Annotated in this window: 14 protein-coding genes and 1 tRNA gene; 3 read left to right on the top strand and 12 right to left on the bottom strand. The window is 45.5% G+C overall.

All coding sequences use genetic code 11. The annotated features are described in order from the left end of the window. Positions 1-11: 11 nt before the first annotated feature. The 3 genes from L6E24_RS01925 to L6E24_RS01915 all read right to left on the bottom strand — a co-directional run bounded on the left by L6E24_RS01925 (position 12) and on the right by L6E24_RS01915 (position 4,315). Complete coding sequence (locus L6E24_RS01925) at positions 12-1,397, bottom strand: GAF domain-containing protein (RefSeq protein WP_257743051.1); 1,386 nt, start codon at positions 1,395-1,397, stop codon at positions 12-14. Between the two features lie 36 nt (positions 1,398-1,433). Then, positions 1,434-1,661, bottom strand: a complete 228-nt coding sequence (locus L6E24_RS01920; RefSeq protein WP_257743050.1) for a hypothetical protein — start codon at positions 1,659-1,661, stop codon at positions 1,434-1,436. A 77-nt stretch (positions 1,662-1,738) separates the two neighbouring features. Then, positions 1,739-4,315, bottom strand: a complete 2,577-nt coding sequence (locus tag L6E24_RS01915) for a PAS domain S-box protein (protein ID WP_257743049.1) — start codon at positions 4,313-4,315, stop codon at positions 1,739-1,741. 624 nt (positions 4,316-4,939) lie between these two features. On the opposite strand from L6E24_RS01915, the gene L6E24_RS01910 reads away from it, so the two are divergent. Further along, entirely contained in the window at positions 4,940-5,824 is an 885-nt protein-coding gene (locus L6E24_RS01910) for a cupin domain-containing protein (protein ID WP_257743048.1), read from the top strand. 109 nt (positions 5,825-5,933) lie between these two features. Here the strand turns inward: L6E24_RS01910 and L6E24_RS01905 are convergent. Beyond that, positions 5,934-6,018 (bottom strand) — tRNA-Leu (locus L6E24_RS01905). Positions 6,019-6,236: 218 nt separating this feature from the next. Between L6E24_RS01905 and trpY the strand changes: the two genes are divergently transcribed. Further along, a complete protein-coding gene (gene trpY / locus L6E24_RS01900) occupies positions 6,237-6,737 on the top strand; it encodes a TrpY family transcription regulator (protein ID WP_257744059.1) in 501 nt (166 codons plus the stop codon). Between the two features lie 184 nt (positions 6,738-6,921). On the opposite strand, the gene L6E24_RS01895 is transcribed toward trpY, so the two are convergent. From L6E24_RS01895 to L6E24_RS01875, 5 genes are read right to left on the bottom strand one after another with little or no spacing between them, the layout of a single operon-like run. Then, positions 6,922-7,425, bottom strand: a complete 504-nt coding sequence (locus L6E24_RS01895) for an HDIG domain-containing metalloprotein (protein ID WP_257743047.1) — start codon at positions 7,423-7,425, stop codon at positions 6,922-6,924. Then, positions 7,415-7,939 (bottom strand): transcription factor, encoded by a 525-nt coding sequence (locus L6E24_RS01890; RefSeq protein WP_257743046.1) that lies wholly within the window; start codon positions 7,937-7,939, stop codon positions 7,415-7,417. Before L6E24_RS01890 ends, L6E24_RS01895 begins: the two co-directional genes overlap by 11 nt. Further along, a complete protein-coding gene (locus L6E24_RS01885) occupies positions 7,933-9,018 on the bottom strand; it encodes an ATP-grasp domain-containing protein (RefSeq protein ID WP_257743045.1) in 1,086 nt (361 codons plus the stop codon). The genes L6E24_RS01890 and L6E24_RS01885 overlap by 7 nt, the downstream gene beginning before the upstream one ends. Beyond that, entirely contained in the window at positions 9,015-9,536 is a 522-nt protein-coding gene (locus L6E24_RS01880) for a tRNA (cytidine(56)-2'-O)-methyltransferase (RefSeq protein ID WP_257744058.1), read from the bottom strand. Before L6E24_RS01880 ends, L6E24_RS01885 begins: the two co-directional genes overlap by 4 nt. Positions 9,537-9,541: 5 nt before the next feature. Further along, positions 9,542-9,832, bottom strand: a complete 291-nt coding sequence (locus tag L6E24_RS01875) for a hypothetical protein (RefSeq protein ID WP_257743044.1) — start codon at positions 9,830-9,832, stop codon at positions 9,542-9,544. 73 nt (positions 9,833-9,905) lie between these two features. Here L6E24_RS01875 and L6E24_RS01870 point away from each other — a divergent pair, with 73 nt between their 5' ends. Further along, positions 9,906-10,301, top strand: a complete 396-nt coding sequence (locus tag L6E24_RS01870) for a hypothetical protein (RefSeq protein ID WP_257743043.1) — start codon at positions 9,906-9,908, stop codon at positions 10,299-10,301. A gap of 90 nt (positions 10,302-10,391) precedes the next feature. Here the strand turns inward: L6E24_RS01870 and L6E24_RS01865 are convergent, their stop codons facing one another. From L6E24_RS01865 to L6E24_RS01855, 3 genes are read right to left on the bottom strand one after another with little or no spacing between them, the layout of a single operon-like run. Then, complete coding sequence (locus L6E24_RS01865; RefSeq protein ID WP_257743042.1) at positions 10,392-11,102, bottom strand: UPF0280 family protein; 711 nt, start codon at positions 11,100-11,102, stop codon at positions 10,392-10,394. Between the two features lie 47 nt (positions 11,103-11,149). Next, positions 11,150-11,536, bottom strand: coding sequence for a 4Fe-4S binding protein (locus tag L6E24_RS01860; protein WP_257743041.1), 387 nt, complete (start codon positions 11,534-11,536; stop codon positions 11,150-11,152). Beyond that, on the bottom strand, positions 11,536-13,041 hold the full coding sequence (locus tag L6E24_RS01855) for a homocysteine biosynthesis protein (protein ID WP_257743040.1): 1,506 nt from the start codon (positions 13,039-13,041) through the stop codon (positions 11,536-11,538). The genes L6E24_RS01860 and L6E24_RS01855 overlap by 1 nt, the downstream gene beginning before the upstream one ends. Between the last annotated feature and the right edge of the window lie 7 nt (positions 13,042-13,048).

The following is a 13,048-nucleotide window of genomic DNA, read 5'->3' as shown; positions in this document are numbered from 1 at the left end:
AAAGATTGTCGTCAGTGCCCCGGATTGCGGTCATTTAATTCCTGTCCTGCACCACTGTTATTATCCGGTTTTGGGATGCCATAATTTTTCATGAGATAATTCCAGGTCTTCTCAGAGTTCAGCCAGCCCAGATCAAGCTTCCGGATGATATAATCAATGCTGTCAATCTGTTCTTCTATAATTTTTCTGTTCTCTTCAGTGTGGTTAGTATCGGTGAGTGCCTTAATTACAGTAAGGGGGTTTCGGATCTCGTCATTTAAGGTTGCAAGCTGCATCATATTCTGCTGAATCTGGACCAGTGACCTCGCTCCCTTCTGCTCCAGTCCGATGGTGTGCAGGCCAAAGGCCACATCATCACATACCTCCTTAAAAAGGTCAGTATCCTCTCTTTTCAGGGCAACAATTTCCGGCAGTATGACAGAAAGGGTGCCATAGAGTTCCTCTTCATATCTGAGGGAACAGATCAGGGAGATCTTTTTGGCGTAGAACGATGACATGGGACATTGTGAGCACTCCGCCGGGCGGTCTGTTATTGATATGACATCCTTTTGCTTCAGCGCCTCTTCCTGACACCAGGGGATGCCGTCCTGCTTAAGGAATAACTCAAGGTCTGTAAAGGGCCTGCCTGCATCAGATCCATACGCCGCTAAAAAGGTATTGTTTTCATCAACACGCACAATCCAGGCATTTTCAAATCCTCCGCTTTTGCTCATTATCTCACAGGTAGCCTGAAGAAGCCGGTCGGGGTTCTTCTCCCGTATGAGCAGCCGGTTGACATTCTGGACTGTCAGAAGTACCTGATTCAGGTACAGAATGTGCTCCTCCGATGCCTTCTGTTCTGTGATGTCAGTCACTGCCATGAAATATTCATCCCCTGCTTCATTGATATGCAGTCTGGCCTGAACAGTGACCGGCGGATTACCCTTCAGGGACAATACAGTGTTATGGATCTTCTCGTCCGGAAATCCGGCAGCATTGCGAATGAACTGACTGAAAACAGGGAGTGATTTGGACTGGAGAAAGTACTGTAATTTCCTCCCTATTATAAATGCCCGTTCCACGCCAAGCATGGCAGCACCTGAGAGGTTTACCTGCCTTATTGTACCGATGCCGTCAAGGGTGAAGTAGCCCACCGGAGCAAAGTCATAGAGTTCAGTATATCTCTCTAATCCGGCTTCTTTCTCCTCTCTTGCCAGTCTTAACTCCTCGTTCTGTATCTCCAGTTCAACCTGGTGCACCTGAAGTTCATGAATGAGCCTCTGCATCTCATCGCCGGTATCGGAGAATTTTTGGTGGTTTGATGTTGCAGCTATTATCTTATCAATCCGGTTGCGGAGTGACTCGGTGCTCTCCTCTTCACGGAGATAATCCTGCTGTTCGTTATTGTCAGACCCCATATTTATCTCTCCTTTTAGATATTCTGCTCTCAGATCTCATAATTTATTATCGCCGTCAGGAACGGTCAGGAAAATCCCACCCGGAACTTTCAGTTCAAAACAGGTTCCCATGCCCGGCACTCCGTTCTCAGTTATAGTTATCCCTGTGATTGAGAGGATCTCACGGGAGAGGAAGAGCCCAGGATCTGTGTGCTTACCAAACCCGCGTCTAAACAGGGCTGCCAGCTTATCTCTCCTTCTCTTATCCGGATTATTTCCGTTCATATTTTTTATCCGTCTTCTGAAGTTTCATCTCCGGAATCTTATCAGAGCCGTAATTTCATTCAGATACATGCTGTTAGTCAGATCTCTGATGCCTGATATGCCTTATCCTGATGCCAGGAACCCTCCGGTATCCGGATCTCAAAGTGTGCGCCTTCTCCGGCATCTCCGGTTTCAGATATGGTAATGCCTGTAATGGACAGTATCTCCTGTGCAAAGTAGAGGCCAAAACCTGTGTGTTTTCCAAAATCTCTCCTGAAGATATTCTCCTTCTCGTCATCAGGAATGCCAACTCCGTTATCACAGACTGTCAAAACCCCGACTGCACCATCTGAGGAGAACCTGACCGTAATGGTTGTCACCGATTCACCATGCCTGACCGCATTCTCAAAGAGATTAAAGATAACCCGGTAGAGGAGAGCATCAGCAAAGACCCTGAGATTATTGAGCTGCATATCAACAGTTATTCCGGCAAAGATGCCATCACGCAGCACCATCTCAACCACCTGGCTAACAGAGTGCCACTTTGGCTGCTCCACACCAAGCGACTGGTACTCCCGTGAAAATTTCAGCAGGCGCTCGATCGCATCAGTGCTTCTTTTAATAAACGTCAGGGATTTTTCCATTCCTTCATCAGGTTTTAAATCCATCTCAATCATATCTGCACTTGCCTTAATCACCATCAGATAGTTGAGGATATCATGCCGCAGGATACTGGTCAGCATATTGAGCTTTTTGTTAGTCAGATCAAGAGCCTCTCTTAGAATAGTAAGCTCATGAATGTCTGTGGCATAGAGTAATATCCGGTCTTGATTTCCGTTGGAGAAAAACGGTGCAGCACGAATCCTGAACCAGCGGGCATTTCCCGGCAGAGGCACAAGCATATCCTCAGTATATGACATTCCGGTCTGCATCACCGTATGAACAACTGAGGTATAATAATCAGCTGCCTCTTTTGGGAAGGTATCCTGAAGAGACATGCCCCGCAGTGATGGCGCACTCATGTGTATATAGGCGGCAGCAGCAGGATTGACAAATTCATACCGCATCTCACTGTCCAGAAGAAAGATTGCGTCATCTGAGATGTCAGTAATGGCCCTGTACTCCTCTTCTTTTTTATGCAGCGCCTTTTCGGCCTGAATTCTGTCAGTGATGTCCCGGATATTTGACTGGATCACCCTCTCTGATCCGACCATGTAGGCATTACTGACTAATTCCACATCTATCTGCCGGCCATCCTTTGTAGTGAGAGGCAGGTCATCATAACGGAGGTACTTCCTCTTTTTCAGCTCTAAAAAGGCATCTTTTGAGTCGGCAACATCCTTAAAGATCCCAATGTCCCAGAGGTGAAGGCCGGAAAGTTCATTCAGCGAATAGCCAAGAATGTCCAGAATAAATGGATTGGCATCAAGAATTTCTCCTGTTTCGTAGTTCAAGATGAGAATCCCGTCCTGCGCCGCTTCAAAAAGACGGCGGTACCTAAGTTCTGAATGTACCTTTGCCACTTCTGCCTCTTTTTGTTCGGTTATATCTGAGAAAAGTCCCTGCAGACCGACAACCTCCCCATTGTCAAGGATCTGCCGTCCGGATTCACGAATCCAGCGAACTTCTCCGGATTTGGAGATTACCCTGAACTCAGTGGTTTTGGGAAAACCTGCGAGGGTCCGTCTGTATTTTTGGACAACCTCTGCGAGATCGTCAGGGTGAAGAATCTCAGTAAAAGAACGCCCGGTAAGTTCGTCAGCAGTATAGCCAAATCCACCTTTAAGGGATTCGACAACCGGACTTAAGTAGGTGAATTTTCCGTTCAGATCAAGGGTAAAGATGACCTCATTGATGTTTTCCACAAGATTCCGGTAAATTTTCCGGCTGTCTAAAAGAGCTGCTTCTGCTTCTCTGCGTCCGGTAATGTCAATTATTGATCCCACGAGAATTACGGATGATCCGGCTGTATCAGTGGTGCACTGAATTGTATCGTGAACCCATCGCAGGGCACCATCCTTTCGCACAATCCTGTACTTACGATCCCTTTTTGTTCCCGGAATTGTCCGGAGATCATTGTCATTGGCCATAATCTCTTTGAGATCGTCAGGAAATATGATCTCATCCCAGCGGGGTGTGCCTGCCAGAAATTCTTCCTCTGTATATCCGGTAATCTCTTTGACCTGACCTTTGAAGAAGAGGGGCACCCAGTCGATCGTTGACTCATATGCAATGCCCTGATAGTTTCTGATGAAGATCTGGTATCTCTCCTCAGAGAGTGGCAGAAGAGTGGCATCCATTTCAGTCTTTTTGATTGTCTGCGAGCAGGAGAAGAGATATTTGTGCCCTTTGTACTCAGTTATCTGTTTGGAGACCTTCACCGGAATCTCTCTGCCGTCTTTTGCAATGCGGTAGGTGGTGAAGGTAAAGCCGTTTCTGCCAAGAATCTGCTGCCATATCCCCGCCCAGGCTTTCTCTGCAATATTGGCATCAATATCCCATACATGCAGAGACGGCAGATCTCCGGCACAATAGCCAAGAGTCTTAAGAAAACAGTTATTGCCCTCAAAAACAGCACCTGACTCATCAGTAATAAAAATCAGTTCCTGCGCATTTTTCAGGCAGAGGGCGGCAAGTTCATTGCGTTCATATTTTTGAAGAGATAATTCCGGCATAATTTCCCCAGATCTGACATTGCAGATTATCAGATGATATTACTGATCTCAGAATATCCTGATATAGGTATCCCTGTTAATTAAGGGTAACTCCTGTCAGGTCTCTTTTGGGTTAATGTCCGGAAAAAAGTCAGACTCTAAGGAGGGCAGGCACATTCAGAAAATACAGGTGGAGGTTTCTGTCTTCGCCACTGCTCCTGGGGGGAGCTGTGATGACGGCGGGAGGGGATGCCTGCAAATTCAGGAATAACCAGATTTCCGGAAAAACCACATAAACTGTGTTAAACCAAAAAACCGACCCTCACAGAGGGCCTGTACTGCCTTTTTTCATGTCACCCCATACTAAACATCCTCCTGAAAATTTCACCTGTCACGTGCCCTTAACAACCGGAGATCTGTGCGATTCAGTCAAAATAAAGCCTAAATGTGCGTTATTTTCATCCCTCAACAATGAGTTCTCAAAACAGGCAGATTTCCGGAAAAAAACGGCAGATCTGACATTAAAATCCTCACCCCTATGCACGTCTGATAATAGCTGATGAGATAACGTCTGCCGGGACAGAACATTATGACAGATTACAGCAGACAATATAATATAATATTACTTATACAGAGGTATATATAATGTACAGGATTCTTTCAATTACTCTGATTCTCATCTGCATCTCTGCCGGGTGCATAACCGGGAGTTCAGATCAGGCGGCTGAACCGGAACAGCCGGTTCAGACAGACTATCAGAAACCAGCACAGGCAGTATGCCTGATAACTCCGGGTGAGGAGTTGTCAATCTTTGGAGGGTGGTTTATATATGAAGAACTCATTGGCGCAGGCACTCCTGAGATCAGCACAAACTACAGCCTTGGGTATGTAACAGTCCCTTCCGGAAATACCACTACGCTGCACAGACTTCTTGACAGGTCTGAGTTCTTTGGCATAATCAGCGGAGAGGCTGAGATTAAGTGTGACAACGCAACCGTAACTGTGGGGGCAAATGAGTATGTGATACTGCCACAGGGAGTATTGCAGTCCGCAACTTCAGTCGGAGATGAGGAACTTGTTTATATCAATGTGGTTAATCCGGTTTATACGCCGGAATCTGAAATTACAGGCGAAAATGTATTTAATCCTGAATTTTTGACAGACAAAGTTCCGATAGTAATTCAGGATCCCGGAGACGGAAGCGAATGGGACATTGGCTCTGATATGATGATCTATTCGGTTGTAAATCCTGTTCTGATGCCTGAAATGAATGCCCCTGTTGATTACAGCGTTGCATACGCCGAACTTCTCCCCGGAGGAGTTGCCGAAGACAACTGTCTGAAAGGTTCATCAGAATTGATCTGCGTTATAAAAGGAGAGATTGAAGTTTATGCCCCCGGCGGAAATCCGGTAAGGGTCACTGCCGGAAATGCGGCGTACATCCCTCCGAATCAGACGAAGGGCTATAGGAATGTGGCGGAAGAAACATCAACTATGCTTAGTTTTGTTTCACCTGCACTGACTTTCTGACAAAACCCCATTTTTTGTTATACTTTATTGTAATATCGGCAGAATTCTCTACTGACAGAGAATCAAAAAAACCGGAACAGGTGTGTCAGATTTGAACCTGACTGAAAAATGCGAGGAGCAGGATTCGAACCTGCGAACTCCTACGAGACAAGGCCCTCAACCTTGCGCCTTTGACCAGGCTTGGCAATCCTCGCGTTGTTACTCTATAAAGAATGATCTCTCACTTAAAATAGGTTCCGATTTGCATTTCCTGTGGATTTTTATTATTTTTTTATTCTACAAATCTCACTGTTTTTACTGTTTGTATTATTTTCCCGGATTTTGTGCTATTATTCCGGATTTAAATTTGTTTCTGAACTTTCAGAATCCAAAAACAATGGTATTTTATGGACAAAATGCCAAAATAATATTAATGTGGGCAAGGATATTAGAAGAGTTCTCAGATTCTCCGGCACAGACAATAGTCGTCAGATATCTGCTTGAGAACGGATTTGGAGTCTCTGAATGTGGAAAAATCGTCTGCAATGGCATAGAAATTCCTGCAACGCACATTGCAAAGAGGACAGGCACAGACCGGCGTGTTGTGGACGCAACCGCAAAGAGGATAGTCAAAAGCGCGGCAATAAAGGAAATTTTCCTGAATATGAGAGTGACCCCCGATCTTACAGCTGTTGCAGATGCACTCGGACTTACTGTCATCACCATCTATGTCAATGACGCAAGGGAGAAGGGGATTATCAGTTCGGCAGTACATATAATAACAAAATACGGACTTGCAATAAGGCAGATATTTGTAACCGACCCCCTGTTATCAGAAGAGCCACGGCTTGTGATAATAGTTGATACAGCACCACCGGCAGATCTCTATACTGACTTAAAATCCCTGCCGCAGGTCAGAAAGATAATCCTGTGATAAATACCCGGACTCCTGCCCGTTTTCAGATAAAATAGAGGCGACAGATTATAACAGTCAGATAATCCGGTCTGATTCCGCAAAAAAAAGAGAGTTTTAAAAGCGTAGCGTAAATCCCCCTGGTCTTTAGCACAGAGGTGGTTCACTTCTGGCAGATCTGAGATCTGCCCTGACAACAGCCGGTTCAGTCGTCCCGGAATTTCTCGATCTCCTCAGATAAGAGGAAGATTCTTCTTTTTGACTCCGCAGATAACTTATCAGACCTCTTCAGCCTTTCTTCAATGGTAATCTCCCTTCTCCCCTTAATAAGATTATCAGCATGCGCGACAATCTTCTCCTCAACAGATTCCGGAATGTAATTGCGGGGTTCAAGCCCCTCCTTTATACACTCCTCATATGTAATTCCTGCGCCGATATGCCGTTCAACAATCCTGCACACCCTCTCGTCAAGCCCAAGATTCCGGCAGATGTCCGCACCGATGGCTGCATGATCAAGCCCGTGGCTCTCAGAGCGCCCGATATCATGAAGAAGTGCCCCGGTTTCAACAAGATTTTTATCTGCTCCGGATTTTTTTAAAAATTTAAGGGCAAGATCCCTCACTGCAATGCAGTGGCTGATAATCCTCTCCTCACAGCCCGCATTCCTCAGAATCCCTATTGCCACATCTGCTGTAATATCAGGAGGCAATGTTGAGATTTTCCTTCAGCAGATCAACCCTCTTTCTGAGAGCTTCCGCAATCAGTTCATTATCAAAGTGATCCATCTTCTCATCGCAGTTGCCGCAGGAAAAATTGCACCCGAGCGCTTCATCAAAAGTATATCTGACACCGCAGACCGGACAGATATAAAAGTCATTCATCTCCTCATATTTTGCCCTTGCTTCGAGAGTCTCCAGAATTTCAAGCATCTCTTCTGAAATTGTACCATATATATTTCCGGGCTTCAACTTCCAGAGATATGTGAGCCATCCGGTCTCCGAATTTTTAATTCTGCGGTATTCTGCAAGTTTTTTACCATATAATGTATAGAGGGTATGCCTCACACTATTCAGGTTTATTTCAGTTTTTTCAGCTAAGTCCTCATCGCTGAATTCCCCGCCTTCCGGAAATTTGGAAAGGAGTTCTATTCCTACCTCACCGATAAGCCTGAAAAGGTATGCACGGGTTGAGTCCCTGTCGATTAATTCTTTAGCAGTTACCATCTGTTTATATATCCGTTAATTTCTAATATATTTTTATGCAGTGAAGAGTCAGCCTCTTCCTCTGTTTTTCCTGATCCATACACACTGATAATTGCACTTCCCTCTTCAATTTCAGTTCCCGGCCACGGAATGTCAGCCACATTCGGGTGGAATTTTTTAAGGTCGTCCTTCACAACAAGATCGCGGTCTGCAAATATAATCCTTCTTGCATATACAAGCGGCGCAGTTGGAATTATGGGTGGAAGTTCTCCTTTAAATGCGTTAATATGTGCTTCAAATATGTTCAGTCCGGTAGAACCCTCAATAATATCAAGGGTCGCCTGAAATCTCGGATTTACCTCTATTGCATATATGCCCTCATCTGATAATATGAAATCAACACCAAGAGAACCGAGGCAGCCGCTCTTTTCAGCGATGAACTCCGCAGTTCTCTTAAGGTCCTCTGCATGTCCGGTAATAAAAGGCGTAACCGCGCCGGAAAAACCAAAAGCCTTCTCACCTGTGCCGCCCCTCAGAGTCTGAAGATTGACCGATACGGCCCTTGCGCCGGACTCTGATGCAATACACGACACACTGCATGGCGTGCCGTCAATCACATCCTGCCTGATATAGGGTACATCAGGCCACAGTGATCTCCATTCCTCCTCCTCATACTTATTGCTGACAATCCTGTTTCTCCATCCTCCTGCCCCCTTAACGGGCTTTAGCATTGCAGGGTAATTCCCCTCCGGAGAAACGGGCGGGACCGGGACTGAGTGCTCCTCAAAAAAATCCTGAATCTGCCTCTTGCTGATGAACTTCTCAGCGCACTTCCTCTCAGTGCCCCAGACAGGAATGTCCGCAGATATATCCTCAGCGCCGGATGTCACAACAAAATAGTCAAATTTTTTCCTGCCTGCCTCCTCACTGATGATGTCCGGCATCTCATCCATCTCTTCAAAAGTCCGGCATGACTTTGTGTACCAGTGGAGATCCTGATCGCAGAAGCAGTCAATTGCATGTACCTCATAACCGGCTTTGTACGCCGAACAGACAACATGGCGGGTGGCAAAACCGGCAACCAGAACCCGCCCCTTCAACTCTCAAACCTCTTGCCGCATTCTGTCGGAATCACCTTTATTTCAGCACCTTCAAAATCAAGGTCAAGAGTTTTGCCTTCAAAGAGATGGTCCATAAATATCGCAAGGCTTGAAATCTCAGAGTGCGGCTGAGTGGTGACAGATACATTGTAATCTGCAAGGCCGTACATATCACCCGGAACTTTTTCAGCGCCGACAACAACGAGCACCTTCTCACATTCCTGTATCTTAGGCATTGCATCCGTGACAGATATGCCGTACATAGTCAGGTGGACAACTTTTCCTCCGGCATCCTTCCAGTCCCTGATAACCTTCTTCCAGGAGACATTGTTCTCGACCTTAAAGTCTCCACCCCAGCGGTCTGCAACATCTTCTATCGACTTCTTTACACCCTTGTCATCTGATGCCAGATACATACCTCCTGCACCAAGTGCACGCCCGGTAAGTCCTACGTGGGTTGTAACTCTCTGATCCCTCTCAGGCCTGTGGCCGATTCTTAATATCCAGACATCTCTCATATATTTCATCTCCTGTAATCCGGATTAGCCTTAATAACCCCGTTTTCAAAGATCACCGGACTCTTATCATCACGGATAGTATTTTTGATCTGATTTTTCAGAAGCATTTCATTTACTGACATTATTCTTATCTCACTGTCATGTACAGATGTCAGGCAGTTATTCTCAAGTCTCTGAATTGAATCTTTTATCTGTTCATCTTCAAAACCGGAAGCGGTTTTCAGTTCAGAAAATGTTATCTTTTTAACTGAACAGATTATTCTGTATATTATCCAGTCCTGTTCTTCTTCACGCACAAACAGTAATATTGAATTCTAATAACAATATATTTTTTTAATCTGACCTCTATTCTGAATTAAGAGAAATGACATGACTGACTATTATGAACTTGCAGAACTTGCCGATAAAATACTGGCCCTTGCGGATGAAAATTATGAATGTCTCTCTGAAGTTTTGGACGATCTTGATGAAGATCTCAGAAATGAGATGCTGAATTCAGATTTTTTAAATGCTTATCAGGTCTTTTACTTCTTCTTCCGGCAAAAACCGGAAGAGATAGTTGAGGACAGGCTGCTCTTAGCGTCTGCATCTGAATTAAAGAAAGGTCTGCTGATCTATGAGTACAGTCTTCTTGAGATATTCTTCAGGGTTGAGGATAATAAAGGAATGATAATTGTCAGTGACGGGGATCGTGAGATGAAGAGATTTTATGGCAAATCGGCATACTGGAATGCCATGGAATATGCCAGAACACATACAGACTGAGATTTATCGGCTATAATATCTGCCCTTAGTTAATTCCCCCATTTAACTGCGGGGGTGTAAATAACGTAAACGGGCGGAACATCTGCCTGTTTATCCGGATGTGATTAAACTGTCATCAAATTCAGCGCTGACAACTTCCGGAACACTGCCCCATGAGAATATCTCATCCCCGATCACCACAAATACACCGTCAATATCCTTTTCAGCAATATTTTCCAGTTCATAGTCTGCATTTTCAGGGGTCAGGATATTGCACAGCGCCGTTGCCCAGGCATCTGCAAGGGAGACATTTTCTGAAAAGACTGTGACAGAATCAGCTATGCCAAAAGAGATCGAAGGGCCGACTGTGGCAGAGGAGGTGCATATCCCACAGATCTCTCTTTTTGGCGGCATCAGAAATGCAATCTTCCCGCTGATCTCAGCATTTCCACAGAAGAGACCTATTTTCATCTGCCGGTCTGAGAGGATCGCAATATCACCGCCGTTATCAATGACTGCACATTCTGCTCCTGCCTTCTTCATGGCAGTGACACCTTCCCATGCAATTGTTCCGGCTACAGATGCCATAGGGCCGGTTCCGGCACTGAATGCAGCATCTGCCATCTTCATAATAATCCCGGAATCCGAACTTATCTTAAGGGGAGCAATGGCCGGCAGAAAGAGAGGTTCTCTTACAATTATGCTCTCAATCTCCTGCCTTGCAGCAACCATTGCCTCCTCTGCCGCCTCAATGTACTCCTGTCTGTCGGAAATTATCGTTGTGATGGTGCTCTTATACTGAAAATGCTTCCTAATCATCATAACCACAGAATTAAACGGGTTTTTGTGAAAAAGACCCCTTTAAAAAATCAGTCATATGTGGATAATGCACCATGCGGGCATGCTTCAGTGCATTTGCCGCATAGTACACAGTTCTCCTCATTCATCTGAAGATGCCAGTCTTCATCAAAATAAAAGACCTCCTGCGGGCAGATGCTTATGCACGCACCACAGTCAATGCACTCGTCCTCATCCCTGAAAACAGAATCTTCAAGTATTTCAACATCAGCACCACTGGAGATCAGTTTCTCACAGACTATCTTTGAATCATCATCAGGAACTTCAATTAACATCTCCCCTGACATTGATTCGATATATGCCCGGTTGACATTGATTAAAACCCCCGTATCCCGGACAATCTTTGCAATCAGAGGTTCAGAACCCTTCTTCTTTGAAAAACTTACAAGCAGTTTCATTACAGCCACCTCTTACCAAAGAGCTTTCCAAGATCTATTGCCGACAAAAGGCCAATCAGTTTCCCTTCATTGTCTATTACCGGAAGTGCACTGATATTATGTTTCTCAAGCTTCACAGCCGCAATATCAACCGCTTCTCCGGGCGATGTTGTGATGACCTTCTTTGACATTATTGAAGAGACAGTATTTTCAGTTCTCATCTTAACAACCGCTTTTGATATGTCATAGGTTGTTACTATGCCGACAAGTTTTCCGTCCTTATTTATCACAGGCAGGTGGTTTGTCTCACCCTTCATCAGCTTCTGTGCGGCTGTTTTAATCTCCTCAGTATCTGAGATGCAGGTGATATTTCTGTTCATAATCTCCTTGACAGCCGGCGTACGCTTTGACTCCTTCATCGGCCCGGCCTGTCTTGTAATATCAGCTCTTCGCGTCGGAAGCGTCATCTCCATTCTGCCGGATTCAACCCAGGAAACAAGTTCAGATGCAATCTCCCTTGCTTTCCTGAATGATGACAGTGATGATGTCCTGATCTCTTCTCCGTTAATCTCAACCCTGCCGCTCTTAAGTTCGGCATATGTCACGTCCCTGACAGTCGGTTTGTCCCTGCCGGAATATCCGTAATCAACTATGGATGTCGTAATATCCTCATCCCTTATTGCAGTATTTCTGACAGTCTCAATATCAGTAACCGGAATCGGCACTCCGAGACCGACATAGAGGGAGACTCCGTATCCGTTGAATGTTGCCGCCCGGAGGAAATCCTGTGACATCTCCTTTAAATTTCCGGTTGTCATTAAATTGGCAAACTGTGACGCAGGGGACGACTGTGTGCCCTGCCCTACAATCATTCCCTCAGCACCACAGAGGAATATAGGGACACCGCTTCCGATCTTCTCAAGTTTTGGATCATTCATAATGGGTGAGAGAACCCCTGCACCGGAATAGCTGACATTTCCGTTTAGTGGCAGAAGTGTACCCATATATGTCCGGAGAGTTGCATCTCCGGTATTTGTTGCTGCGGCATATTTCTGAAAGGCATTCCTCGGATTGCACATTGTCGCTTCATTCATATCCTCAAGGGTTATTTCGGTTGTGATAGTCCTTCGTGGATAACAGTCCGTTCCCTTTGATGAAGCCCTCAGTTCAACTGATTTTCCGGTTACGAGATCTTCAAGGACATGCGCACCGCCGTATTTTGTCCCCTGTGTCTCCGAGATCTGGGTTGCACCGAGATATGCGTCCACAGCCGCAAGTCCGGCGTAGGCCTCGACATCATTGAGCCAGGATTTTTCCATCCGGATGGGTGGGTCAGAGTGGCCGAAATTAAAAAAGGCACCTGAAGAGCACATCGCACCAAAAGTTCCGGTTGTGACAACATCAACCTCTCTGAGCGCCCCCTCTTCCCCCAGTTCGGCAACGATGTCGGGCATCTCTTCTGCTGTGACGACCCGCACGCTGCCGTTTCTTATTTTTTCATTGATCTCATCAATGGTCTTCTTCATAACAATT

The sequence above is a fragment of the Methanoplanus endosymbiosus genome, from assembly GCF_024662215.1.
GTDB lineage: Archaea > Halobacteriota > Methanomicrobia > Methanomicrobiales > Methanomicrobiaceae > Methanoplanus > Methanoplanus endosymbiosus.
The sequence above is the reverse complement of the archived record's forward strand: the minus strand, read 5'-3'. Positions and strand labels throughout refer to the sequence as shown.

Excerpts from the sequence above, each read along its gene's own strand:
- L6E24_RS01920 (WP_257743050.1), bottom strand. The coding sequence starts at position 1,661 with ATGAACGGAAATAATCCGGATAAGAGAAGGAGAGATAAGCTGGCAGCC.
- L6E24_RS01880 (WP_257744058.1), bottom strand. The coding sequence starts at position 9,536 with ATGAGAGATGTCTGGATATTAAGAATCGGCCACAGGCCTGAGAGGGAT.
- L6E24_RS01860 (WP_257743041.1), bottom strand. The coding sequence starts at position 11,536 with ATGAAACTGCTTGTAAGTTTTTCAAAGAAGAAGGGTTCTGAACCTCTG.
- trpY (WP_257744059.1), top strand. The coding sequence starts at position 6,237 with ATGTGGGCAAGGATATTAGAAGAGTTCTCAGATTCTCCGGCACAGACA.
- L6E24_RS01865 (WP_257743042.1), bottom strand. The coding sequence starts at position 11,102 with ATGATGATTAGGAAGCATTTTCAGTATAAGAGCACCATCACAACGATA.
- L6E24_RS01925 (WP_257743051.1), bottom strand. The coding sequence starts at position 1,397 with ATGGGGTCTGACAATAACGAACAGCAGGATTATCTCCGTGAAGAGGAG.
- L6E24_RS01870 (WP_257743043.1), top strand. The coding sequence starts at position 9,906 with ATGACTGACTATTATGAACTTGCAGAACTTGCCGATAAAATACTGGCC.
- L6E24_RS01910 (WP_257743048.1), top strand. The coding sequence starts at position 4,940 with ATGTACAGGATTCTTTCAATTACTCTGATTCTCATCTGCATCTCTGCC.
- L6E24_RS01855 (WP_257743040.1), bottom strand. The coding sequence starts at position 13,041 with ATGAAGAAGACCATTGATGAGATCAATGAAAAAATAAGAAACGGCAGC.
- L6E24_RS01915 (WP_257743049.1), bottom strand. The coding sequence starts at position 4,315 with ATGCCGGAATTATCTCTTCAAAAATATGAACGCAATGAACTTGCCGCC.
- L6E24_RS01890 (WP_257743046.1), bottom strand. The coding sequence starts at position 7,939 with ATGGTAACTGCTAAAGAATTAATCGACAGGGACTCAACCCGTGCATAC.